The following is a 25026-nucleotide window of genomic DNA, read 5'->3' as shown; positions in this document are numbered from 1 at the left end:
GTTCCCCACCTGTAGGAGCGGCGCGAGCCGCGACCGCGAAAACAGGATCACGACGAAATCCCGCAATCGCCGTCGGGTCGCAGCCGGGCGGCCGTGGAGTTTGTCGTGGTTGCGTTTTCGCGGTCGCGGCTCGCGCCGCTCCTACAGGGGCCGTCGAAACTAGGTTTGCCCGCCGCAGGACTTGCGTACGACCAGCGTGGTCGGCAAGCGCTGGCTCTGCGCGTCTTCGCCGCGGATCAACTGCATCAGCGCCTCGACCAGCAACTCGCCGGCCTGCTTGGTGTCCTGGAACACCGTCGTCAGCGGCGGATGCGCGAAGCGCGCCGTCGGCAGGTCGTCGAAGCCGATCACCGAAACGTCCTCCGGCACCCGCAGGCCGCGTTCGGTCAGCGCGCGCATCGCGCCGATCGCGATCAGGTCGCTGGCGGCGAACACCGCGTCGAACGGCAGGCCGCGCGCCAGCAGTTCCAGCGCCGCGGTGTGGCCGGCGTCTTCGGAGCTTTCCGCATCGACCTGCAGCGCGCGATCCAGCGCCAGCCCGGCGTCGCGCAGGGCTTGTTCGCACCCCAGGAAACGATCGAGGAACTCGGGGTAATGGCTGGACGCGTCGCCGAGAAACGCCACCCGCCGGCGCCCGAGCGCGACCAGGTGGGCGCCGGCCTGGCGCCCGCCGCCGAGGTTCTCGCAGCCGATCGACAGCCCCGGCTGATCCGGCAGCACCGCGCCCCAGCGCACGAAGCGGGTGCCCTGTTCGACCAGCCGCTGCAGCTTGCCCTGGTAGGCCAGGTAATCGCCGTAGCCGAGCAGGATCAGGCCGTCGGCCTTCATGCTGTCCTCGTAATCGGCGGCCCAGTCGTCGGAGAGTTGCTGGAACGAGATCAGCAGGTCCTGGCCGTGGCGCGCGCAGGCGCGGGTGATCGAGCCGAGCATGGACAGGAAGAACGGGTTGATGTGCGACTCGTCCGGGGTCGGGTCCTCGAACAGCAGCAGCGCCAGCGTGCCCGAGCGTTGCCGGCGCAGGCTGGAGGCGTGGCGGTCGACCTTGTAGTTGAGCTCGCGCACCACCGCCTCGACCCGCTTGCGCGTCTCGGCGTTGACCAGCGGGCTGCCGCTGAGCACGCGCGAGACCGTGGCCTGGGAGACGCCGGCCAGGTGGGCGATGTCGACCGAGGTGGCTTTGGTCTTTCTGCGCATGGCCCGCAGTGTAGCGGGGTTGGGCGAGGCGGCGCCCCGGCCGGAAGGCCCGGCGGCGCGGCGGCGTCGGATGCGCCGGCGTGCGCGTTCGCGTCCGCCCCGACGTCCCCGCCTACCGTCATCCCAACCCGATGCCCCCGCCTGCCGTCGTTCCCGCGAACGCGGGAATCCAGAGCGCTGTACGTTCCCGCCCGCAGGTCGTCATTTGGCCTGCGTGGCACGGCCGGCTGAAGTCTCTGGATTCCCGCGTTCGCGGGAATGACGGTGGAGAGTTTGCGGGACGGAGGGTAAGGGGCGCTCAGTCTTGTTCCAACCGCGGATCCATCCACCCGCGCAGCGCATCCACCAGCACATTGATCGCCACGATCAACGCGCCGATCGCCAGCACCACGCCCAGCACCAGGGTGTAGTCGCGATTGAGCGCGCCCTGGACGAAATAGCGCCCCATGCCGGGGATCCCGAACACCTGCTCGACCACCGCCGAGCCGGTGACCACGTTGATCAGCGCCGGCGACAGCCACGCCGCCACCGGCAGCAGCGCCGGCTTGAGCGCGTGGGCGAACAGCAGCCGGGTTTCCGACAGGCCGCGCGCGCGCGCCGCGCGCAGGTAGTCGGCCGACAGGGTGTCCAGCAGCGAGGCGCGGGTCAGCCGCGCGCAGTAGGCGATGTTGGGCAGGGCCAGCGCGATCACCGGCAGCACCACGTTGTCCCACTCGCCCCAGCCGCCGGCCGGCAGCCAGTGCAGGGTCACCGCGAACAGCAGCACCAGCAGCGGGGCGACCACGAACTTCGGCACCGCCAGGCCGAGCCCGGCCAAGAGCATCAGCGCGCGGTCGGTCCAGCCGCCTGCGCGCAGCGCCGCCCACGCGCCCAGGGCCACCCCGAGCGCCAACGCCAGCAGCAGCGCGAGGCCGCCGTTGAGCGCCGACACCGGCAGCGCGTTGGCGATGAGCTGGTTGACGGTGTAGTCGGGGTACTGGAACGACGGCCCCAGGTCGCCGCGCAGCGCGTCGCCGAACCAGCCCAGGTATTGCACGAACAGCGGCTGGTCGAGCCGGTATTGCGCATCGAGCACGGCCTGCACTTCCGGCGGCGCCGCCTTCTCGGTGTCGAACGGGCCGCCCGGCGCCGCGCGCAGCAGGACGAAGCACAGCGTGCCGAGCAGCCACAGGGTGATCGCCGCTTCCAGCAGGCGGCCGCCCAGGCGCAGCAGACGCGGCGCGGCGCGCATCAGACCTGCACGCCGAACAGATGGCCGACCGCGGTCGCCGCGGCCATCGCCATCGCGCCCCAGAACGTCACCCGCAGCGCGCCGCGCAGCACCCGCGCGCCGCCGGCCCAGGCCGCGAGCGCGCCGGACACCGACAGCGCGACCAGGGTGGTCGCGATCGCCACCGGCTGCAGTTGCGCGTGCGGCGCCAGCAGCACCGCGGCGATCGGCAATGCCGCGCCGCTGACGAAAGCGCCGGCCGAGGCCAGCGCCGCCTGCACCGGCCGTGCGCGCAGGGTGTCGGTGATGCCGAGTTCGTCGCGCGCGTGGCTGGCGAGGGCGTCGTGGGCGGTGAGCTGGCGCGCGACTTCCTGCGCCAGGTCCGGGGTCAGCCCGCGTTGCACGTAGATGCGCGCCAGCTCTTCGAGTTCAGCGTGCGGGTCCTCGGCCAGCTCGCGTTCTTCCACTGCGATGTCGGCGCGCTCGGTGTCGGCTTGCGAGCGCACCGATACGTATTCGCCCGCGGCCATCGACATCGCCCCGGCCACGGTGCCGGCGATGCCGGAGGTGAGGATGACCGCCGCCTCCGCGCCGCTCGCGGCGACGCCGACCACCAGCCCGGCCACCGAGACGATGCCGTCGTTGGCGCCGAGCACGGCCGCGCGCAGCCAGCCCACGCGCTCGGAGCGGTGCGCCTCGGGATGGCGGCTGCGCGCGTGCGCGGCCGCCTTGGCGGGGCGCGCGTTCATGGCGCCAGGCTCAGCCAGCGGCTGGCGTGGCGGTCCAGCGCATTGGCCTGGAACCCGCGCACGCGCCGCGAGACCAAATGCTTGGAGGTGTAGAAGTACAAGGGAATGGCGGCGTTGTCGTTGAGCAGGCGCTGTTCGGCCGCGCGCAGCCAGGCGTTGCGCGCCGCTTCGGTGGCCGCCGCGTCGGCGCGGGCGAGGCGCTCGCGATAGCCGGCGTCGTCGTAGCCCATCCAGTTCAGCGGGCCGTCGTTGGCGAAGGCGGCGAGGAAGTTGCGCGCATCGGGCAAATCGCCGATCCAGCCGCCGCGGAACGCCTGGGTGATCGCGCGCTGTTTGCGGTTCTGCACGAACACCTTCCATTCCTCGTTGCGCAGGCGCACCTGCACGCCGAGGGTCTGCTTCCACATCGCCGCCACCGCCAGCGACAGGCGCCGGTGCGGGGTGGAGGTGTTGTAGCGCAGCTCCAGTACCAACGGTTTTTCGAGCGAGTAGCCCGCATGGCGGTACAGCGCGCGCGCATGCGCCTCGCGCTGCGCCTGCGTCCACGCCGCCCACGGCATCGCCGCCGGCGCGTAGCCGGCGATGCCCGGCGGCACGATGCCGTAGGCCGGGGTCTCGCCCAGGCCGGTGACGTAGCGGGTGAGCTTGTCGCGGTCGATCGCCATCGTCAGCGCGCGCCGCAGCGCCAGCGCCTGTTCGGCGCAGCGCGCGCTGGCGCAGGCCGGGCGGAACGGCGGCTGGGTGGCGTTCAAGCCGAGCCAGAACGCGCCCAGGTACGGCGACAGCCGCAGTTGTTCGCCGAAGCGCGCGCGCAACGCTGGCAGCGGCTGCGGCGGCACCACTTCGGTGAGGTCCAGGTCGCCGGCGGCGAAGCGCTGCAGTTCGGCGGCGGCGTCCTCGGTGACGTGGAAACGCACCCGCGGCAGGGCGACGCCGGCAGCGGCGTGGAAGTGCGGATTCTTCTCGACCACCAGGTTCGCCTGCGGCGTCCAGGCGCCGAGGCGGTAGGCGCCGTTGGACACCAGCCGGCCCGGCTGGGTGTGCTGGGCGCCGTAGCGTTCGACTGCGGGCAGGTAGACCGGAAACGCGATCGGCAAGGTCAGCAGCGCCGGCAGCGAGGCGCTGCGGGTCAGCCGGAACACCACCGTGCGCGGATCCGGTGCGCTCACGCCGAGCTGTTGCGGCGGCCGCCGGCCGGCCTGCACCGCCTGGGCGCCGTCGAGCGCGTCGAACAGTTCGCCGAACGGCGCCGCGGTGGCCGGGGCGAAGGCGCGGCGGAAGCTGGCCACCACCTGCGCCGCGTCGAGCGCTTCGCCGTTGCTCCAGCGCAGGCCCGGACGCAAGGCGAAGGTCCAGGTGCGGCCGTCGGCCGAGACCGTCCAGCGCTCGGCGATGCCCGGCACCAGCCGGCCTTGCGCGTCCTCGGTCACCAGCCCTTCGTACAGGTCGCGCAGCACGTTGCCGCAGGCGACTTCCTGGCAGCGGTGCGCGTCCAGCGTGCTCGGTTCCGGGCCGTTGCCGCGTTCCAGCTGCGCCGCGGCGGCCGGCGCCGGCGCCGCGGACGCCGCCTGGGCAGGCACGGCCGGCGCCGCCAGCGCCAGTAGCAGGGCCGAACCATAGCGTTGCAGGACGGACGTTGTTCGCGCCAAGACGGGCTCTACACTGCCTGGGGTCTTGCGATTGTAGGCGAGCTGCCGCATATCCAGACCTCAGATTGCTGCAAGGTAGGACCGTGGCGCCGCGCCGGGTTCCCCGTGGGGGAGGCCGGCCGCGGGCGCTGGCCGCGCTTCGGCGCGGCGGGCCGCACGGTCCCGACGACGAACGAGTTTGCGAAGCGAGGTGGATGTGTCCGGACCCAGCCAGGTGAACGATCTCGAGATTCCCGACGTCAAGGGCGGCGGCCGCGCCGTGCTGATCGACTACCTGGCTTCGGGCGCGCGCCCGGAATCGGATTGGAAGATCGGCACCGAGCACGAGAAGTTCGGCTTCCGCACCGACGACCTGCGCCCGCCGACCTTCGACGGCGAGCGCGGCATCGAGGCCCTGCTCAAGGGGCTGACCCAGTTCGGCTGGGCGCCGGTCGAAGAGAACGGCCGCACGATCGCGCTGACCCGCGACCAGGCCTCGGTCTCGCTGGAGCCGGCCGGCCAGCTGGAACTGTCCGGCGCGCCGCTGGCGACGCTGCACGACACCTGCGTGGAAGCGGCCACCCACCTGCGCGAAGTGCGCACCGTGGCCGAGCCGATGGGCCTGGGCTTCCTCGGCATGGGCTTCCAGCCCAAGTGGCGGCGCGAGGACATGCCGTGGATGCCCAAGGGCCGCTACAAGATCATGCGCGAGTACATGCCCAAGGTCGGCCAGCTCGGCCTGGACATGATGACCCGCACCAGCACGGTGCAGGTCAACCTGGACGTGCTCGACGAAGCGGACATGGTCAAGAAGTTCCGCGTGTCGCTGGCGCTGCAGCCGATCGCGACCGCGCTGTTCGCCGATTCGCCGTTCCTGGAAGGCCGGCCCAACGGTTATCTGTCGTACCGCTCGCACATCTGGACCGATACCGACCCGAACCGCACCGGCCTGCTCGACTTCGTGTTCGAGGACGGCTTCGGCTACGAGCGCTACGTCGATTACCTGCTAGACGTGCCGATGTACTTCGTCTACCGCGACGGCCGCTACATCGATGCCAGCGGACAGTCGTTCCGCGACTACATGGACGCCAAGCTGCCGGCGTACCCGGACCAGCGGCCGACCCTGAAGGACTGGGCCGACCACAGCACCACCGCGTTTCCGGAAGTGCGGCTGAAGAAATACCTGGAGATGCGCGGCGCCGACTCGGGCCCGTGGAACCGGATCTGCGCGCTGTCGGCGTTCTGGGTCGGCCTGCTGTACGACGCCGATGCCCTGGATGCGGCCTGGGACCTGGTGCTGGACTTCACCCCGGCCGAGCGCCACGCGCTGCGCGACGGCGTGCCGCGGCACGGCCTGCACCTGCCGTTCCGCGACGGCAAGGTGCTGGAGCTGGCGCGGCGCGCGCTGGAGATCTCCGCGCACGGCCTGCAGCGGCGCGCGCGCCTGAACCAGAACGGCGCGGACGAATCGATCTATCTGGAACCGCTGATGGAGTTCGTGGCGATGGGCAAGAGCCCGGCCGAGCGCAAGCTCGAACTGTTCCACGGCGAGTGGGGCGGGAACGTGGATCGGGTGTTCAAGGAATTCGCGTACTGAGGTTGCGGCTGCGCGCGCGGCGCGCATGAGGCGCGGGTGCGGGTGCCGATTCGCGCGCTGGGTTTCGGCGTAGCTGGGTTGCCGCGGTCGCGGCTCGCGCCGCTCCTACATAAGCTGCGGCCGCCGCGTATCCGACTGTAGGAGCGGCGCAAGCCGCGACCGCGCCGGAACGATTACGACGACCCTCGCCCGATCCCCGCGCCGGCGACACGCACCGTCGTTCGCACGAACCGTCCCCGACGCCGCGCACCCAACAAAAAAGCGGGCCGCCCTCGCGAGCGCCCGCTTCTTGTTGTGCGGCCGACGCCGCGGCGCATCCGCCGCGGCATCGCGATCGACGGCTTACTTCGCCACCGTCTTCTTCGCCACCTTCTTGACCGCCTTCTTGGCCACGGTCTTGGTCGCGGCCGTCTTGCTCGCCGCGGTCTTCGCCGCCGCCTTCTTGACGACCTTCTTCGCCGCTTTCTTCGCCGGCGCCTTCTTGGCCGCGGCCTTCTTCGCCGGCGCGTCGCCCTCGGCGCCTGCGGCGGTCTTCTTCACCGCTTTCTTGGCCGCCGCCTTCTTGGCCGGTTCCTTCTTCGCCGCGGTCTTCTTGCCGAAGCGGCCGCGCACCGGCTTGCCGGTCTCTTCCAGCAGCTTGGTCACTTCCTCGAAGGTCAGCGAGGCCGGCTCGCGGTCCTTGGGGATGCGGCCGTTGAGTTTGCCGTCGCTGATGTACGGGCCGAAGCGGCCGTTGAGCACCTGGATGTCGCTGCCGTCGAACTGCTTGATGATGCGGTTGCGCGCGATCTCTTCCTTCTCTTCGATCAGGAACACTGCGCGCGCCATGTCGATGGTGTACGGGTCGTCTTCCTTCTTCAGCGAGGCGTAGGTGCTGCCGAGCTTGGCGAACGGGCCGAAGCGGCCGATGCCGACGCTGACTTCCTCGCCGTTGTGCTGGCCGAGCTTGCGCGGCAGCTTGAACAGCTCCAGCGCCTCGTCCAGCGCGATGGTGTGCATGCTCTGGCCCGGACGCAGCGAGGCGAAGGTCGGCTTCTCCTCGTCCTCGGCGGTGCCGATCTGCGCGTACGGCCCATAACGGCCCAGGCGCACGCTCACCGGCTTGCCGCTCTTGGGATCGGTGCCCAGCTCGCGCGCGCCGGTGGCCTCGCTGCGGTCGACCGACTCCTTCTTCTCTTCGACCAACTGCTTGAACGGCGCCCAGAACCGCTCCATCAGCGGCACCCATTCCTCTTCGCCGCGCGACACCGCGTCCAGCTCGTCCTCGAGCTTGGCGGTGAAGTCGTAGTCCACGTACTGGGTGAAGTGGCCGGACAGGAACTTGGACACCGCGCGGCCGACGTCGGTCGGGCGGAAGCGGCGGCTGTCGAGTTCGACGTACTTGCGGAACAGCAGGGTCTGGATGATCGAGGCGTAGGTCGAGGGACGGCCGATGCCGTATTCCTCCAGCGCCTTGACCAGCGACGCTTCCGAGTAGCGCGGCGGCGGCTCGGTGAAGTGCTGGTCGGCGTGGATGCGGTCGAGCGGGATGCGGTCGCCGGTCTTCATCGGCGGCAGCTTGCGGCCTTCGTCCTCGTCCTCGGCGGCCTTGGCGTCCTTGCCTTCCTCGTACACGGCGAGGAAGCCCGGATCGATCACGGTGGTGCCCGACGCGCGGAAGCTGTGCTCGGAGCCGGCGGCCAGGTCGATGCTGACGGTGTTGAGCGTGGCCGGGACCATCTGGCAGGCCACCGCGCGCTTCCAGATCAGCTCGTACAGGCGGCGGCCGTCGTCGTCGAGGTAGCGCGCCATCTGCGCCGGCGTGCGCAGCGCGGCGGTCGGGCGGATCGCTTCGTGCGCTTCCTGCGCGTTCTTGGACTTGGTCTGGTAGGTGTTGGGCTTGTCCGGCAGCGCCTTGGTGCCGTAGTCGCGCGCGATCACGTCGCGGATTTCGGTCACCGCTTCCTGCGACAGGTTGACCGAGTCGGTACGCATGTAGCTGATCAGGCCGACGGTGCCCTCGTCGCCGAGCGTCACGCCCTCGTACAGCTTCTGCGCCACGCGCATGGTCCGCGAGGTGGTGAAGCCGAGCTTGCGCGAGGCTTCCTGCTGCAGGGTCGAGGTGGTGAACGGCGGCGCCGGGCGGCGCTTGCGTTCCTTGCTGGTCACGTCGGTGACGTGCAGCGCGCCGTTGGCGGCCTTGACCAGGCGCTTGCGCGCGTCCTCGGCGGTTTCGCCGTTGGTGATGGTGAACTGCTCGAACTTCTTGCCGTCGAGCTTGTTGAGGCGCGCGGTGAAGGCCTGCTGCGGATGCGCGCACTCGGCCTCGATGGTCCAGTACTCGCGGGCGACGAAGGCTTCGATCTCTTCTTCGCGCTCGACGATCATGCGCAGCGCCGGCGACTGCACGCGGCCGGCGGACAGGCCGCGCTGGACCTTGCGCCACAACACCGGCGAAAGATTGAAGCCGACCAGGTAATCCAGCGCGCGCCGCGCCTGCTGCGCGTCGACCAGGGGCGCGGCGATTTCGCGCGGCTGGTTCATCGCTTCCTTGATCGCGCGCGGGGTGATTTCGGTGAACACCACGCGCTGCAGCGGCTTGCCTTCGAGCAGGCCGCGCTCGCGCAGGATCTCGCCGATGTGCCAGCTGATCGCCTCGCCTTCGCGGTCCGGGTCGGTCGCCAGGAACAGGTTGTCGGCGCTGCGCGCGGCCTTGGCGATGGCATCGACGTGTTTCTCGTTCTTCTCGATGACCGCGTATTCCATCGCGAAGTGGTTGTCCGGATCGACCGCGCCTTCCTTCGGCACCAGGTCGCGGACGTGGCCGTAGGAGGCCAGGACGGTGAAGTCCTTGCCGAGGTACTTGTTGATCGTCTTGGCCTTTGCGGGCGATTCGACGATGAGGAGGTTCTTCGCCATGGGGACTCCGCAGGCCCGGGGCGGGGCGCTGCTCGACTGCTCGTTCTCGGTGGGGGCGGCGACGCGGGCCGGGGCCGGCGTGGCGAGGGGTTAAGAAGGCGACGCCCGCGACGTTCGGCCGCGGGCGTTCAGGTTTCCTTTTTCTAGTGGAATCATGCGGCGGCCACGGCTGTCAAGCTCGGCGCTGCGGTCGTGGCGGTCCGGGCACCCTAAAGTGGCATCGAAACGCCTCAAGGGCACGTGACGAAGTGTGCCCCGTTCAGCCCCGGGCGGCTGTGACCGCGGCCGCGGCCGTTCAGGCGCGGCCGTCCGCGGCCGGGGCGGGCGGGCCGGCGCATTCAGCGCAGGCCGAGCGCGAGCGCGCCGACGATGAAGCTGATCACGCCGAGCCAGATCAGGCCGCCGAGCGCCAGCACCACCCAGGTCACCACGCCCAGCTCCTCGCGCTGCAGCTCGGGACGGGCGGTGTAGGCCCAGCGGTCGACCACCTGGGTGCGCGCCAGCAGGTCGTGCAAGCCGCGCTTGCGCTCGGTGAAGGCGGCCATCAGGAAGCCCACGCCGAGGGTCAGCCAGCTGACGATCGAGGCGGCCCAGCGCGCCAGCGCGCGGCCGCGGCCCAGGCGCGCGCCGTCGGTATCGACGACCTTGATCCCGACCGCCAGCTTGCCCAGGGTGGCCTGCATCGAGGACGACTCCAGGCCGGCGTAGTAGCAGGCGCTGATCAGGACGTAGCTGAGCGTGCTGACGGCGGTCACGACCACCGACAACGCCGAGCCGGACTCCAGCCAGCGCATGCTGTCGCCGGTAAAACCGACCATGAACACGCCGATGAACAGCACCGTGGCGACGGCGTAGTAGAGGGTGCCGACCAGGGTCGAATCGATCAGGTAGGCGGCGAGGCGGCGCCAGAAACCGGCCGCGATCACCGGCTGGCCCAGCACCACCTGGCTGTTCTCGGCCACTTCGGCGCGCGGGGCGGCGTAGGGCGACTGCGCGCCGGCGACGGGCGCCGCGGGTGCGCTGGCCGTGGCGGCGGCTGCAGCGGCCGCGGCATCGCCGGGGATGCCCACGTTCGCAGCGGCGGCGGGGCCGGCCTGCGCGGGCGACTGCCGCGCCTCGGCCTGGGCCTGGGCGGCCGCGACCGCGGCGGCGGTGCGCCCGGCGCTGGCCTGTTCGGCCTCGGCCGGATCGGCCAGCGGCGCGAAGCCCGGCGCGGCGACCAGCTCCGCGGCCAGTTCGCGCCACGGCTGCCACTGGCTCAGGCCGTCGCGCCAGACCAGGGTGTGCGGACGCAGTTCGCCGCGATCGTGCCGCGCGACCATCGCCGCCGCATCCAGCGGTCCGTGCTGGTTGCGTTCTTCGTCGCTGTAGTACCACTGGGCCATCGCGGCGTCCGTTTGCCTGGTCAGATCGGCGCACATGATGCCACCGGCGCGCCTGACCATCATGGCGGCGCGTGGCCGTTGGCCGCGGCCGGCGCGCGCGGATGCGCGGCGCCGGCGGGCCGTCGCCGTTACTGGCGGCAGGACTGAGGCACCAGCATCGGCTTGTCGATGTCGGTGCTGCAGGTCCATTCGTGGCTGTTGGGATCGAACGCGAGCCACAGCTTGCGGCCGTCCAGGTGGCGGTTGTCGAAGCCGCGCAGTTCGAGCTGGATCGCGCACTGGCCGCTGTCCTTGAAGCGCCCGAATTCGACCGAGGCCAGCTGCGCGCCGGCGTACTCGGCGGCCGGACGGAAGCCCGGGCTGGCGTTGTTGGGGCAGCCCTCGTGTTCGAGGTAGTGCTCGGCGACCTGGAGCTTGTAGCTGCCGGCCTCGGCCATGACCCCGGCGAGCTTGGCCCGGTGGGTGTAGTCCTGGTAGGCGGGCAGGGCGATCGCGGCGAGGATGCCGATCACCGGGATCGCCAGCACCGCCACCACGATCAGCGCGATCAGGCAGCCCGACATGCCGCGCTTGGGCGGCGGCGCGGCCTGCTGGCGGCGGGCGACGTGGGCCGGGGCGTAGTCGGCCGGGCTGACGCTGCGCTGCGGCGGCGCGGGCGCGGCTTCGGCGGGCTGCGGCGCGGCTGCGTCCGCCGGCGCCGGCTGTGCCGCCGGGGGCGCCGCTGCGGCCGCCTGCGGCGCGTCGGCTGCGTTCAGCGCGGCGCTGAAGTCGGCGCGGCCCTGCGGCTCGGGCGCGGCGGCCACCGGCGCGGCGGGCGAGGTCGCCGGCGTCGGCGCGGCGTCGCTCGCGGCCGGCGTTACGGTCGCAGACGGCGCGACCGGCGAGGCCATCGGCGCGGCGGCCGCGCCGGGCGGCAACGGCGGCGGGGCATCGGCCAGGCCGAGTTCGTCCTCCACCTGCTGCAGCGGCAGCCATCCGCTCAACCCCACGCGCCAGACCAGCGTGTCGCGTTGCACGCGGCCGGCGCGGACGTGTTCGCGCAAAGCGTCGGCGTCGATCGGGCCGACCCGGCCCTGCGACGGTTCGTGGTAGTACCAGTGCGTCATTCCATCCCCCCAAGCCGCGGCCGGCGTTGCGGCGGCCGCGGGCGTCCCTGTCCGTGAAAGCGATGCCGCGGCGTGTCCGCCGCAGCGTCGCGCAATGGCGCGGCGGGCCTGACTGCGGCGCGCGCGAGCCGCATGAAACTACCACGCAGCGCACAAAACGCTACTGGGTCCAGGCTCGCGATCGGCAGGCGACGACGGATGGCCGCGGCGGCGGCGACGGACGGACGCGCACGCCCGCACCGCTGCGATCAAGCGGCATGCGAGGGGCAGGGGACGCGAAGCGGGCGGGCGCCCGCGAAGGGGCGATGGCGCGACGCCGGACGCGGCCCAGGGCCGCGCCGGAAGGGACGCAACGGCGCCGCGGGACGGCGCCGGAGCCGGTTCAGTGCACCGGCTCGGGCTCGTCCTCGAACATCTGGGTTTCCATCCAGGCGTAGGCCGCCTCGGAACCGGGCTGGTTGAACAGCACCATCAGCACGACCCACTTGAGGTCGTCCAGGTCCAGCTCGTCCTGATCCAGCGCCATCGCGCGGTCGAGCACCAGCTCGCGCTGGTCCGCGTCGAGGATGCCGTGTTGTTCCAGGAACAGCAGGAAGCCGCGGCACTCGACATCGAGCTTGTCGAGTTCCGGCCCGAAGTAGATCCGGGTCGGTCCGCCCGCGCTCGGACGGCTGACGCTGGGCCGCTGCTGCGCCAGGGCGTCGAGCCACTCGATGGCCTTGTTGATTTCGGCGGGGCTGAAACCGGCCTGGCCCAGTTCTTCGAACAGGGGGCCGCTGCGGAGCGAATCGCGGTCGCGGACCAGGTCCGCATCGTCGGTGAAGTAATGCTCGAACAGGTACAGCAGGACGTCCAGGATGCTCTCTTTCATTTCCCTCGGCCTGCGCCGCATGCGGCGCGGTGGGCAGAACTTGCTGATTGGCCGGGTGAACTGCCGGTGGGTGACACCGATTCGAGTTCAGCGGTTACGGAAGTAACGGCCGTGCTGCGCCGCGACGCGACCCTCAAGCTCCATGACCAGCAGCATGGAGGACAGTTCCGCAGTCGTCAATCCAGTACGGTGGACCAGTTCATCCATACCGGTTGGGTCGAAGCCCAGCGCGTTCCACAAGGACTGGTAGTCCGGGTCGGCGAAATCGGCCTGGGTCGGGGCTGGATCGGCGTCTCCTGAGACGGGGCCGAGACCATCCTGACCGGCCTGTATGACCGCCGCGTGGCCACCGTCAATGGGGGCGCCCAGGCGCCGACGCAAGCCGTCGGCCAGTTCCGCCGCCACCGGCGCCAGCGCGGCGGCGACCTCGGCCGCGCTTTCCACCAGCCCGGCGCCCTCGCGGATCAGCCGATGGCAGCCGCGCGCCAGCGGGTTGTGGATCGAGCCGGGCACGGCGAACACCTCGCGCCCGCATTCGGCGGCCAGGCGCGCGGTGATCAGCGCGCCGGAGCGCTCGGCCGCCTCGATCACCAGGGTGCCCAGGCTGAGCCCGGCGACGATGCGGTTGCGCGCCGGGAAGTGCGCCGGGCGCGCCTGCGTGCCCGGCGGGTACTCGCTGGCCACGGCGCCTTCGGCGGCGATCCGCGCCAGCAGGTCGGCGTGGCGGCGCGGGTAGGCCAGGTCCGGGCCGGTGCCGAGCACGGCCACGGTGAGCCCGCCGGCCTCCAGCGCGGCGCGGTGCGCGGTCGCGTCGATGCCGGCGGCCAGGCCGCTGGTCACCGCCAGGCCGCTGCGGGCCAGGGCGCGGGCGAAGTCGGCGGCGTTGCCGCTGCCGGCCGGAGTCGGCGAGCGGCTGCCGACCACGGCCACCGCCGGGTGCCACAGCAGGCCGGGCTCGCCGGCCACGAACAGCGCCAGCGGCGGGTTCGGCGCGCGCCGCAGCAGGGCGGGGTAGTCCGGGTCGGTCCAGACGACGATCTGGCGGCCGGGCCGGGCCAGCCAGTCGAGCAGGCGACGGTCGGCGTCGCCGGCCCAGCCGGCCTCGCGCCAGAACGCCTCGTCGGCCGGCGCGCGCAGGCGCGCGACCTGCGCGGACGACAGCGCGGCCTGGCGCCAGGCGGACGCGCCCGCGGCCAGCGCCGCCGCGGCGCTGCCGCACGCGTCCAGCAACGCGCGCCGCGCCGCGCCGGAACCGCCGGCGGCGAGCAGGCGCAGCAGCGCCAGGGCTTCGGATTCGCTGCGGGCCGGGGCGCCGGGGCGGTCGCCGGCGGTGCGCGGTCGGTCGCCGACGGCTTCGTCGGCGGGCGCCGCGGGCGGCTGCGGTTCGCCGGCCGGTTGCGCGCGCGGGCGCAGATCGGCAGTCGGGTTCGGATCGGGGGCGCAGGCGTCGGCGTCGGGCATGCCCCAGCCTAGCCCGCAAACGACGACGGCGCCCGCAGGCGCCGTCGCGTGTATCGGTAGGAAAAGCCCGCGTCGGGCTCGCTACCCCGGGCTCAGTACGGCGAGTCCGGATGCTTGAGCTCGAAGCCGACCTTGGTCGGGCGCACGCCGTCCATGATCAGCGCGTAGCTGACCTTGTCGAAGGTGCGGAACACCATCGCGTGGCCGGCGAATTCGTCCGGCAGGCGCACGCGCGAGTTCTTGCCGACGGTGGTCTCGTCGCGGTCCGGGCCGACCTTGACCCGATCCACCGCGCGGCTGCCCACGCGCCAGGTCGAGAACACGGTGCCGTTGTCGATGCCGTCGCGGGCGCCGACCGACAGCGCGATCACGTCGCGCGGGCCGCCGTTGCGGACCAGGTCGGCCACCGCCAGCACCTGCGCGCGGCCGTAGTCGAACTGGGCCTTGGGCGGATGCGGGAAGAACTGCAGGTCGTAGGGCTGGGCTTCGACCGGGATCAGGCGGTCGCCGACGCGGATCTCGCGGCCGGTGTCGTCGATCACCAAGGTCGAGGCCTGCATGCCGCTGACGGCGCCGCGGCTCAGGGTGCCGGTGGAGACCTGCATCAGCTCGTAGCCGAGCAGCTCGCGGCCCTTGTCCGGCACCACCACGTCGGTCCAGATGGCTTCGAAGTCGACCGTGCGCTTGCCGCGGAAGTCGAGGTCGGCGGCGCGCATGATGTCGCAGCAGGCCTCGCGGTCCAGGCGGGTGTAGCGCTGGGTCGGGCGGACCACGGCGTAGCGGGTGCCCGGGCTCGCCTCGGGCAGACCCTTGATGTAGGCGACCTGGCCCTGGGTGACGCGCAGGCGGTCTTCTTCCAGGCCGACCACGTAGGGCAGGTCCTCGAACTTGTCGACCACGCGCAGGTTCTTCAGGAACGGCTCGATTTCCGACAGCGGCACGCCGGTGATCGGCGCTTCCTGGCGCGGGCCCGGCTGGACCTGGGCCTGGGCCACGCGGTCCAGGTAGGCCAGCGAGATGACGTCGCCGGGATAGATAAGGTGCGGGTTCTTGATCTGCGGATTGGCCTGCCAGATCTCCGGCCACAGCCACGGCTTCTTGAGGAAGCGCGCGGAGATGTCCCACAGCGTATCGCCCCGCTTGACCACGTAGGTCGAGGGGTGGTCGCCACGGAATTCCGCCGCAATGGCGTACGTGGCAACGGTCAGCAACGCAGCGGCGAAAACCGCGCGAATCGGTTTAAACATGACGGCCATCTACCTGATTCCCCTTCCAGGTTTGCCCTTGGCGGGCCCCCGGACTATAGCCCAGAAGTCGCGCAACACTATCAGGCATTGACGGCCTATGGACGGCCTGTAATGGGGGTACAATGCAACGAAAACTTGCGTATGTGACCCACGCCCCCATTTTAGGTGCCCTATGGCCCTGTTACCGATCCTAGAGTTCCCCGACCCGCGACTGCGCACCAAAGCTGCGGCCGTCGATCCCGCGCGCGTGACCGAACCTGCGTTCCAGCGATTGCTCGACGACATGTTCCAGACCATGTACGAATGCCCCGGCATCGGCCTGGCCGCGAGCCAGGTCGACGTGCACCAGCGCTTCATGGTGATCGACGTGTCGGAGGAGAAGAACCAGCCGCTGGTCTTCGTCAATCCGGAAATCCTCGAGCGCTCCGGCGAGCAGGTCTACCAGGAAGGCTGCCTGTCGGTGCCCGGCATCTTCGCCGACGTGACCCGCGCCGACGCCATCACCGTGCGTGCGGTCGGCCGCGACGGCCAGCCGTTCGAGCTGAGCGCCGACGGCCTGCTGGCGGTGTGCATCCAGCACGAGATGGACCACCTGGAAGGCAAGCTGTTCGTCGATTACCTCTCGCCGCTCAAGCGCGAGATGGTGCGCAAGAAGCTGGCCAAGCAGAAGCGGCTGTCGGCGTAACAGCCGGACGTCGGGAATAGGGAATGGGGAATCGGGGGCCGCTTTGGCGGCGTCCGGCCCCGTTCCCTTTTCTGTTTGCGCGCTCGCGCGGCCCGGTTAGGTAAGCTGCGGCCGCTTTGTCCGATTCCCCCATTCCTTATTCCCTATTCCCGATGCGCATCGTCTTCGCCGGCACCCCCGAATTCGCCGTCCCCGCCCTGCGCGCCGCCGCGCAGTACAACGAGGTGGTGGCGGTCTACACCCAGCCCGACCGTCCGGCCGGGCGCGGGCGCGAGATGGCGCTGTCGCCGGTCAAGCGCGAAGCGCTGCTGCGCGGCATCCCGGTGCTGCAGCCGGAGAACTTCAAGCCGGCGATCTCGCGCAAGGCGCTGCGCGCGCTGGAGCCGGACCTGATGGTGGTGGTCGCCTACGGCCTGATCCTGCCGCAGTCGGTGCTCGACATTCCCGTGCACGGCTGCTGGAACCTGCACGCCTCGCTGCTGCCGCGCTGGCGCGGCGCGGCGCCGATCCAGCGCGCGATCGAGGCCGGCGACGAGGAGACCGGCGTGTGCCTGATGCGCATGGAGAAGGGCCTGGACACCGGGCCGGTGCTGATCGCCAACGACACCGAGATCGGCGCGAACGAAACCGGCGGCCAGCTGCACGACCGCCTCGCCGACATCGGCGCGCAGGTGCTGCGCGACGGCCTGGGCCTGCTGCGGGTCGGCCTGGTGCCGCAGCCGTATACCCAGCCGGAGCAAGGCGTGACCTACGCGCACAAGCTCGACAAGGCCGAGGCGCGGCTGGACTGGAACCGGCCGGCGACCGAGCTGGCCAACAAGGTGCGCGCGTTCAATCCCTGGCCGATGGCCGATGCGCTGTTGGCCGGCGAGCGCGTGCGCGTGCACGGCGCGGTGGCGCTGCCGCTGGCGCACGGCGCCGAACCCGGCACGGTGCTGCTGGCCGGGCGCGACGGCATCGACGTGGCCTGCGGCGACGGCGCGCTGCGCATCCGCGTACTGCAGCGCGAGGGCGGCAAGGCGATCACCGCCGCCGACTATTTGAACGGTCGTCGCGACCTGGCGGCGGTGCGCTGAGATGAACGAGCGCCGAGATCCGCCGAAGCCCGCATCGCCCAAGCCGGCCGCACCGCTCGACGGCGAGGCGCGCCCCACCACCGGGCGGCTGCGCAAACTGGATTCGCTGGACGCCGCGCGCTACGCGCCGGCCGCGCCCGAGCGGCCCGCTGCGGGCGGCGAGCGCGAGGCGGCGCCGCGACGCGGTGGCGACAACGCGGCCGAGCGCAAGCCGGCCGCGCGGCGCGAACGCGGCGAACGCGCGGCGGGTCCGCGCGAGGGCGCCGGTCGCGAGCGCAGCGCGCGCGGCAGCGGCCCGCGTAGCGACGGCGCGCGCAGTGGCGCCCCACGCAGCGCCGGCCCGCGCAGCGCCGGTCCGTACAGCGGCGCGCGCAAGCCGGGCCAACGCGATGGCGCGCCCCGCGGCGAGGGCGCCGGCCGCGCCGCCAGCGAACGCCGCCGCGATGGCGCCGCACCTGCAGGCGCCGCCCGCACCGGTGCCGCCCGTCCAGGCGCCAAGCCGCGTCCGCCCGCCGCGCGCGGGCCGGGCCGCGAACGCGACGCCGATCCGTACGCGCGTTTCCGCCACGAACACCCGGCCGTGCCGGCGCTGCCGGCCGACGACGGCCACCCCGGCGCGCGCGTGCGCGCGATCGCCGCACGCACGCTCGATGCGGTGCTGCACCGCGGCCGCTCGCTCAAGGCCGAGCTCGCCGCCGCGTTGCCGGCGCTGGCCGACCCGCGCGATCGCGCCCTGGTCGAGGCGATCTGTTTCGCGGTGCTGCGCCAGCCGCTGAAGTTCGAGGCGGCCTTGAACGAATGGATGTCGCGCGCGCTGACTCCGCGCGACGGCGAACTGCGCGCGCTGCTGATGGCCGGCCTGGCCCAGCTCGATCCGATGCAGCTGCCCGCGCACGCCGCGCTCGACGCCAGCGTGCAGGCCGCGCGCTTGCTCGGGCGCGCGCACCAGGCCGGGCTGGTCAACGCGCTGCTGCGCCGCGCCCAGCGCGACGGCCTCCCGGCGACCGACCCGCGCCATTCGCATTGGCCGAGCTGGCTGCGCGGGATGCTGCGCAAGGATTGGCCGGAACACTACGAGGCGATCCTGGCGCACAGCGCGCTGGTGCCGCCGATGTGGCTGCGGGTCCACCGCGCCCGCGGTTCGCGCGAGGACTACCGCCAGCGCCTGGCCGAAGCCGGCCTCGACGCGGCCGCGCGGGACGACCTCGTCGACGCGTTGCGCCTGGACGTGCCGCAGGCCGTCGCCGCGCTGCCCGGCTTCGCCGACGGCGCGGTGTCGGTGCAGGACGCCAGCGCCCAGCGCGTGGCCGATGCGCTGGCGCCGGCGCCCGCCGCGCGCGTGCTCGACGCCTGCGCCGCGCCCGGCGGCAAGAGCGCGCACCTGCTCGAACGCGACGGCTCGCTGCGGCTGACTGCGCTGGACGTGGACGCCGCGCGCCTGCAGCGCGTGCGCGCAACCCTGGCGCGCGCCGGCTTCGACGACGGCCGCGCGCAACTGCATGCGGCCGATGCCGCCGACCTGGACGCGTGGTGGGACGGCGCGCCGTTCGACGCGGTCCTGCTCGACGCGCCGTGCTCGGCCACCGGCATCGTCCGCCGCCAGCCCGACGTGGTCCTGCACCGACGCGAATCCGACATCGCCGCGCTTAGCCTCTTGCAGGCGCGACTGCTGGACGCGCTGTGGCGCACGCTCGCGCCCGGCGGCGTCCTGGTCTACGCCACTTGCTCGATCCTCAAGGCCGAGAACGAAGACCAGGTGCGCGCCTTCCTGGCCCGCACCGACGACGCCCGCATCGACGCGCTCGGCCCGGCCTTCGGCCACGACCGCGAGGTCGGCCGCCAGCGCCTGCCCGGCGAAGACGGCGGCGACGGCTTCTTCTACGCAAGGCTGCGCCGGGCCGGATAGCCGCGCCGCGGGCGTCGTTGCGTGCGCTGCGGTCCGATCGCTGCGACGCGCGGCGGGTTCGCCGCCGCGGTCGCGGCCGGGACGGCCGATGCGGCGGCACGCGCGCGTGCCGGAGGCGCCCGCGGATCGGGACCTGGTTCGTCCAGGCCCGGCTCGCCGCACCCGCCCGAAGCGCCCGGCCGGCATCGTCCGCGGCCCGGCGCCCGGACGCGGCATGAGCCGAAAGTGAGCGACGGCGCAGTTGCGCGACAGGCCCTCTCCACCCGTCACTTTCCGCTGCGTATCATTCTCCGCATGTTCAAGCATCCCTTGTCCCGCCACGCGTGGCTGTTCTGGGTCGCGGCCTGGCTGGTGCTCGGAGCCGGCCTCGGCCTGCGCGATCCGTGGCCCGCCGACGAGCCGCGTTTCGCCCTGGTCGCCAAGCAGATGGTCGAGAGCGGCCAGTGGCTGTTCCCGCACCGGGGCATCGAGCTGTACTCGGACAAGCCGCCGCTGTTCATGTGGACCGAGGCGGTCGCCTACCTCATCACCGGCCACTGGCGCGTGGCCTTCCTGCTGCCGTCGCTGCTGGCGGCGATGGGCACGCTGTGGTGCGTGGTCGACCTCGGCCGGCGCCTGTGGACCCCGCGCGTGGGCTACTACGCCGGCTGGGCGCTGCTGACCACGCTGCACTTCGCCTACCAGGCCAAGAAGGCGCAGATCGACCCGTCGGTGGTGTTCTGGATCACCTTCGCCAACTACGGCCTGCTGCGCCACCTGCTGACCGGGCCGGCGTGGCGCTGGTGGGCGCTGGGCTGGTTCGCCGCCGGCATCGGCGTGATCACCAAGGGCGTGGGCGCGATCGCGCTGCTGATGCTGCTGCCGCTGGCGCTGGCGGCGCTGCTGCGGCCGCTGCAGGCGCGCCTGGCGCCGGACGGGTTCGGCGCGCGCGCGCTGGCCTGGGTGCGCATGCCGGTGCGGGTCGGGATCGGCGACCCGCGCTTCTGGCTGGGGCCGCTGGCGTTCGTGGTCGCGGTGTCGCTGTGGCTGGCGCCGATGGTGCTGGTCGCCACCCAGGCCGGCGATCCGAGCTACCAGGCCTATCTCAACGACATCCTGTTCCGCCAGACCGCGGGCCGCTACGCCAAGTCCTGGGACCATCCGCAGCCGGTCTGGTACCACCTGGGCGTGATGTTCTCGATGTGGCTGCCGCTGATGCTGGCGCTGCCGTGGGCGCTGCGCGCCTGGGGCCGGCGCCTGGGCCGGGCGGACGCGCGCTACCTGCTGCCGCTGGCGTGGTGGGCGCTGGTGATCGTGTTCTTCTCGATCCCCAGCGGCAAGCGCGACGTCTACATCCTGCCGGCGCTGCCGATGGCCTGCCTGATGTTCGCGCCGTTGCTGCCCGGGATCCTGCGCCGGGCGTGGCCACGGCGGATCGCGTTGGGCTTCACCGTGGCGCTGGTCGCGGCGATGCTCGGGGTCGGCCTGTCGATGTGGTTCGGCGATCCCAAGTTCGAAGCCCGGCTGATCGCCGAGCGCGGCTTCACCGACCACGGCCGCGCGCTCGCCGCCGGGGTGACCGCGATCGGCGCCTGGGGCGCGGCCTGCCTGTTGTGGGCGGGCCGGCGCCGGCCGGTGCGGGCGATGGTGGCGACCCTGTGCGGGGTGTGGGTGTGCTACGGCCTGCTGATCGCGCCGGTGCTCAACGATTCGTCCTCCGCGCGCGGGGTGATGACCCGCGCGGCGCAGCGCGTCGGCGCCGGCGCCGAGCTGGGCCTGGTGGCGTGGAAAGAGCAGAACCTGCTGATGGCGCAGTCCAGGACCGTCAACTTCGGTTTCCGGACGGGCTGGCAGAAGCAGCTCGAACTGGGCCTGGCCTGGCAGACCCAGGCGCCGGACACGCGGGTGCTGTTCGTGCAGGCGCCGGCGTTGCCCGATTGCGTGGACCGCAACAAGGCCGAGCTGATCGGCCGTTCCAACCGCCGCGAATGGTGGCTGGTGCCCTATGCCGCGCGCGCCGGCTGTCCGGCCTCGCCGCCGCTGCCGCGCAACGAAGACGACCACGAGTACGATTGAGCGTGCCCGCAACGCCTCCTCCGCATAGTCCCGTGCCGGACGCCGCGCCGCTCGCCGGCGCCGAGCCGGGCTTCGCCGCGCCGCGCGAACGGCTGGCGCAGCGGCTGCTGCAGGTCGGGCTGTTCCTGCTGCCGGCGCTGCTGCTGTCCACCTCGTGGGGCCTGGGCCCGTTCGCCGCGTGCGCGCTGCTGGCCTTCGCCCTGGCGCCGCCGGTGTTCGCGCGCGGCTGGCGCGACGCCCGCCGCGACCTGCGCTGGCTGCTGGCGATGGCGGCGCTGGCGGCGGCCGTGGTGCTGTTCTCCAAGTTCCATTTCGACGTGCGCTGGCGCGAGGCGGACAACCGCCTGCGGCTGCTGACGGCGCCGTTCTTCGCCACCTTGGTGTATGCGTGGCGGCCGTCGCGGCGCTGGCTGTGGGCAGGCGCGCTGGCCGGCCTGGCCGGCGCGTTCGCGCTGGCGTTGTTCCAGGTCGCCGGCGGCACCGAGCGCGCGCTGGGCTGGACCGCGAACGCGATCGTGTTCGCCGACGCCTTGATCGCGCTGATCGTGATCGCGGTGTTCGCGCGGCCCTCGGGCGAGTTGCTGTGGACCTCGCTGGCCTGCGCCCTGGGCGTCGGCGCGGTGGTGCTCAGCGGCAGCCGCGGGGTCTGGCCGGGGCTGGCGATCGTGCTGCTGGTGGCGCTGATCGTCAGCGGCGGTCGTGCGCGCAAGCTGTCGTGGGCGGTGCTGGCGGCGATGGCGCTGGCGGCGGTGGCGAGCCACTGGATCCCGCCGCTGGCGCAGGTCACGCGGATGCAGGAACTGGCCTCGGACATGGACAAGGTCAAGCGCGGCGGCGACCACGAGTCCTCGCTGGGCGCGCGCGTGACCCTGCTGGAACTGGCCGGCGACACCTTCGCCGAGCATCCGCTGACCGGCGTCGGCGTCGGCCGCTTCGAGACCGTGGTGATGGCCACCCCGCAATGCGCGCCGCCGGCGCCGCGGGTCGGATTCTGCAAGCTCGGCCACGCCCACAGCGACGCCTTCGAGTGGGCCGCGACCATGGGCGTGCCGGGGCTGCTGGCGATCCTGGCGATCTACCTGGTGCCGCTGGCGTTGTTCGCGCGGCTGCTGCGCGCGCAGGCGGTCGCGCGCGCGCGCAGCAGCGCGCTGGCCGGGCTGGTGCTGGTGCTGGTGTACATCGCCTGCGGGCTGACCCAGTCGATGTTCGCCCATCAACTGGTCGCCTCGTTCTACGCGGTCGCGATCGGCTTGTTGTACGGCTTCGCCCTGCTCGAACGCGAGCGCCCGCCGCAGTGACCGGCGCCGGCCGCGCCGGCGCGCTTCAGGCCTTGCCGTCGCTCGCGCCGCGTTCGGGCGTGGTCACCGGCTGACCGTTGCCGAGCATCCACAGCATGATGGTCTTCTGCCGCACGTAGTTGGCGCGCACGTAGGCGTAGACCAACCCGTGCCAGCCGTCGCGGAAGCCGCCGCGCAGCAGGTAGCCGCGCCAGAACCGCCATGCCGGCGCCAGCACCAGCTTGGCCAGGGTCGCGCGCTTGCCGCGCGCGTGTTCGTGCTCGGCCATCATCCGCGCGTAGCGTTCGGTCTTGGCCAGCTGCTGTTGCAGCGAGCGGTAGGGGTAGTGGATCAGGTCGCCGCGCAGCGTCGCCACCGCGCCGTCGACGCTGGCCGCCTCGTGCACCTCGCGCTGGCCGCGCCAGCCGCCGCGGCGGCGGTCGAACAGGCGCAGCACCCGGTCGGGATAGGCGTTGCCGTGGCGCAGGAAACGGCCGAAATAATCGGACAGCCGGGCGAAGCGGTAGCCGGCGTCGTCGTCGAAGCCGCGATCGCGCGCGGCCAGGATCGAGGCGCGCAACTCGTCGCCGACGCGTTCGTCGGCGTCCAGGCACAGCACCCAGTCGTGCGCGGCCTGTTCGACCGCGAACTGCTTCTGGCTGCGGAAGCCGTCGAAGCGGCGCTGCAGCACGCGCGCGCCGGCGGCCTGGGCGAGGGCGACGGTGGCGTCGGCGGAGTGCGAATCCACCACCACGATCTCGTCGCAGAACGCCAGCGAGGCCAGGCAGTCGACGATGCGGTCGGCCTCGTCGAAAGCGATGATGCAGGCCGACAGCCGGGGGCGGGCGGCGTCGTTGGGCGCGGGCGTGTCGATGGCGGCGGTCCGGGGGCGGCGACGGCGCTCAGGATACTCCGCGGCGACAACGCCAGAGCGAACGGGCCGGCGCGCGGCGTGGGCGAAGACCGGCCGGCGCCGCGCCGGATGCACTAAACTCGTTGCTCGCTCCAGCCGGCCGCCGTCATGTCCGATTACCTGCTCTTCGCCACCGAACGCTACGCGCTGCCGATCCTGCAGCCGCTGGCGCAGGCGCTGCACGAGGCCGGGCATACGGCCCACGCGTGGTTCGCCGACGGCGCCGCCGGCTCCGCGCTGCCGGCGCCGGTGCGCATGCTCGAACCCGGCCGCGCCGGCTTGCGCGCCGCGGTCGCGCTGAAGCCGCGCGCGGTGTTCAGCGCGGCCAACTGGGTGCCGCCGTTCGTGGCCGGCGCCAAGGTCCAGCTGTTCCATGGCTTCAACGTGGAAAAGCGCGCCGACGCGCGCGGCCACTTCCGCGTGCGCGGCCTGTTCGACCTGTACTGCACCCAGGGCCCGGCCACCACCGCGCCGTTCCGCGAACTGGCCGCGCAGGCCGGGCATTTCGCCGTGGTCGAGACCGGCTGGCCCAAGCTCGACCCGTTGTTCCGCGACGACGACGGCGCTTCCGCCGGCTTGCGCGCGCCGGCCGGCGCGCGGCCGGTGGCGATGTTCGCCTCCACCTTCACCGAACGCCTGAGCGCGGCGCCGCACCTGTTCGACGCGATCGCCGCGCAGGTCGCGCGCGGCGATCGCTACTGGCTGCTGACCCTGCATCCCAAGTGCGCGCCGGAACTGTTCCAACGCTACCGCGCGCTGGCCGGCCCGAACGCGGCCTTCGTCGAGACCGAGCAACTGATCGCCGCGCAGCGCGCGGCCGACGTGCTGGTCGCCGACACCACCTCGGTGGTGTCGGAGTTCGTGGTCCAGCGCAAGCCGGTGGCGACCTTCCGCAACCGCGCGCCGAAACCGCACATGATCGACTTCGCCGATCCGGCGCAGTTGGAGCAGACATTGGCGCAGGCATTCGCGCCGACACCGCAGCTGCAGGCGGCGATCGACGCCTACGCCGACGCGATCCATCCGTACCGCGATGGCCGATCCTCGCAGCGGGTAATCGCGGCGACCGAGGATTTGCTTGCCGGCAAGCTCGGCGCGCTGCGCGGCAAACCGTTGTCGTCGTGGTGGCGGGGGCTGCAGATCCGGCGCGAACTGGGGTATTGGGGGCCGGGCGCGTGAGCGATGCCGTGCGAGCAGCGCGGCGTTGCTGCGGGCGTGCGGCCGTCATGCCGCAATCGTCGTAACCGGGTTGTCGCGGTCGCGGCTTGCGCCCTCCTACAGGGGCTTCGGCCGAATCGCATCCGACTGTGGCAGCGGCGCAAGCTGCGGCCGCGGCAACACATCCACGACGCCGGCCTGCGATCCGTCATTCCGGCAACAGCCGGAATCGATTTTGCCGTTGCCGTTGCCGTTGCCGTCGCTGTTCGCTCGGACGCATCTCCACGTAAAGCACACGTCCCGCAGCCCCGGAGGGCGTGCGCATGGATGCGCACGCGCGCCATGGGGCAGGATGCCCCTTATGGCGCGGCCCCGCGCCCGGTGCTGGACCTAGTGGCTCTTGATTCGAAACAGCAATGCCTTTTCTTTGGTTACTTTCTTTGTGGCTTTGGACAAAGAAAGTGACCCGGCCGCTTGCGGACGGAAGCTTTGGATGTTCGCTTGTCGTCAAGCGCACGCACACGCAAAGGTCGAACCCGCCGCGGCACGCCCCCTGTAGGAGCGGCGCAAGCCGCGACCGCGCCACCGCAGCGATTGCGAAGGTTTCGTC

General features: G+C 72.2%; 18 protein-coding genes. 7 read left to right on the top strand and 11 right to left on the bottom strand.

Annotated elements, in window-relative coordinates; genetic code table 11:
• Positions 1-159: 159 nt before the first annotated feature.
• The 4 genes from BLV01_RS23975 to BLV01_RS23960 all read right to left on the bottom strand — a co-directional run bounded on the left by BLV01_RS23975 (position 160) and on the right by BLV01_RS23960 (position 4733).
• The gene (locus BLV01_RS23975; RefSeq protein WP_091806224.1) at positions 160-1194 is read right to left on the bottom strand and encodes a LacI family DNA-binding transcriptional regulator; all 1035 of its coding nucleotides are present in this window, start codon (positions 1192-1194) and stop codon (positions 160-162) included.
• Between the two features lie 298 nt (positions 1195-1492).
• Complete coding sequence (locus BLV01_RS23970; protein ID WP_091806221.1) at positions 1493-2425, bottom strand: ABC transporter permease subunit; 933 nt, start codon at positions 2423-2425, stop codon at positions 1493-1495.
• Positions 2425-3153: a VIT1/CCC1 transporter family protein gene (locus BLV01_RS23965; protein ID WP_091806219.1), complete on the bottom strand. Its 729-nt coding sequence runs from the start codon at positions 3151-3153 to the stop codon at positions 2425-2427. Before BLV01_RS23965 ends, BLV01_RS23970 begins: the two co-directional genes overlap by 1 nt.
• Positions 3150-4733 (bottom strand): peptide ABC transporter substrate-binding protein, encoded by a 1584-nt coding sequence (locus BLV01_RS23960; RefSeq protein ID WP_175486238.1) that lies wholly within the window; start codon positions 4731-4733, stop codon positions 3150-3152. Before BLV01_RS23960 ends, BLV01_RS23965 begins: the two co-directional genes overlap by 4 nt.
• Positions 4734-5016: 283 nt before the next feature.
• Between BLV01_RS23960 and BLV01_RS23955 the strand changes: the two genes are divergently transcribed.
• Positions 5017-6378 carry a glutamate--cysteine ligase gene (locus tag BLV01_RS23955; RefSeq protein ID WP_091806213.1) on the top strand — a complete coding sequence of 454 codons (1362 nt, stop codon included), beginning with the start codon at positions 5017-5019 and terminating at the stop codon, positions 6376-6378.
• Positions 6379-6720: 342 nt separating this feature from the next.
• Here BLV01_RS23955 and BLV01_RS23950 read toward each other — a convergent pair whose 3' ends face one another.
• The 6 genes from BLV01_RS23950 to BLV01_RS23925 all read right to left on the bottom strand — a co-directional run bounded on the left by BLV01_RS23950 (position 6721) and on the right by BLV01_RS23925 (position 15346).
• Complete coding sequence (locus BLV01_RS23950; protein WP_091806210.1) at positions 6721-9276, bottom strand: DNA topoisomerase I; 2556 nt, start codon at positions 9274-9276, stop codon at positions 6721-6723.
• A 338-nt stretch (positions 9277-9614) separates the two neighbouring features.
• Positions 9615-10661, bottom strand: coding sequence for an RDD family protein (locus tag BLV01_RS23945; RefSeq protein WP_175486237.1), 1047 nt, complete (start codon positions 10659-10661; stop codon positions 9615-9617).
• 128 nt (positions 10662-10789) lie between these two features.
• Positions 10790-11767, bottom strand: coding sequence for a GYF domain-containing protein (locus tag BLV01_RS23940; RefSeq protein ID WP_091806204.1), 978 nt, complete (start codon positions 11765-11767; stop codon positions 10790-10792).
• Between the two features lie 382 nt (positions 11768-12149).
• A complete protein-coding gene (locus BLV01_RS23935; RefSeq protein WP_057945974.1) occupies positions 12150-12638 on the bottom strand; it encodes a DUF494 family protein in 489 nt (162 codons plus the stop codon).
• A gap of 87 nt (positions 12639-12725) precedes the next feature.
• Positions 12726-14099: a DNA-processing protein DprA gene (dprA, locus tag BLV01_RS23930; protein ID WP_091806200.1), complete on the bottom strand. Its 1374-nt coding sequence runs from the start codon at positions 14097-14099 to the stop codon at positions 12726-12728.
• Positions 14100-14191: 92 nt separating this feature from the next.
• Complete coding sequence (locus BLV01_RS23925; RefSeq protein WP_091806256.1) at positions 14192-15346, bottom strand: LysM peptidoglycan-binding domain-containing protein; 1155 nt, start codon at positions 15344-15346, stop codon at positions 14192-14194.
• A gap of 172 nt (positions 15347-15518) precedes the next feature.
• Here BLV01_RS23925 and def point away from each other — a divergent pair, with 172 nt between their 5' ends.
• From def to BLV01_RS23900, 5 genes are all read left to right on the top strand, one after another.
• Positions 15519-16031 carry a peptide deformylase gene (gene def / locus BLV01_RS23920; RefSeq protein WP_091806197.1) on the top strand — a complete coding sequence of 171 codons (513 nt, stop codon included), beginning with the start codon at positions 15519-15521 and terminating at the stop codon, positions 16029-16031.
• Positions 16032-16183: 152 nt separating this feature from the next.
• A complete protein-coding gene (gene fmt / locus BLV01_RS23915) occupies positions 16184-17107 on the top strand; it encodes a methionyl-tRNA formyltransferase (protein ID WP_091806193.1) in 924 nt (307 codons plus the stop codon).
• A 589-nt stretch (positions 17108-17696) separates the two neighbouring features.
• Positions 17697-19013: a 16S rRNA (cytosine(967)-C(5))-methyltransferase RsmB gene (gene rsmB, locus BLV01_RS23910; protein WP_139179164.1), complete on the top strand. Its 1317-nt coding sequence runs from the start codon at positions 17697-17699 to the stop codon at positions 19011-19013.
• A gap of 294 nt (positions 19014-19307) precedes the next feature.
• The gene (locus BLV01_RS23905) at positions 19308-21068 is read left to right on the top strand and encodes an ArnT family glycosyltransferase (protein ID WP_091806185.1); all 1761 of its coding nucleotides are present in this window, start codon (positions 19308-19310) and stop codon (positions 21066-21068) included.
• Positions 21069-21100: 32 nt separating this feature from the next.
• The gene (locus BLV01_RS23900) at positions 21101-22366 is read left to right on the top strand and encodes an O-antigen ligase family protein (protein WP_139179158.1); all 1266 of its coding nucleotides are present in this window, start codon (positions 21101-21103) and stop codon (positions 22364-22366) included.
• Between the two features lie 25 nt (positions 22367-22391).
• Here BLV01_RS23900 and BLV01_RS23895 read toward each other — a convergent pair whose 3' ends face one another.
• Entirely contained in the window at positions 22392-23219 is an 828-nt protein-coding gene (locus BLV01_RS23895) for a glycosyltransferase family 2 protein (protein WP_091806253.1), read from the bottom strand.
• A 147-nt stretch (positions 23220-23366) separates the two neighbouring features.
• Between BLV01_RS23895 and BLV01_RS23890 the strand changes: the two genes are divergently transcribed.
• A complete protein-coding gene (locus BLV01_RS23890; protein WP_091806178.1) occupies positions 23367-24437 on the top strand; it encodes a CDP-glycerol glycerophosphotransferase family protein in 1071 nt (356 codons plus the stop codon).
• Positions 24438-25026 lie beyond the last annotated feature (589 nt).

The organism is Lysobacter sp. yr284 (assembly GCF_900107375.1).
GTDB lineage: Bacteria > Pseudomonadota > Gammaproteobacteria > Xanthomonadales > Xanthomonadaceae > Lysobacter.
Note: the sequence above shows the minus strand (reverse complement) of the source record. Positions and strands in the feature narration are given on the sequence as shown.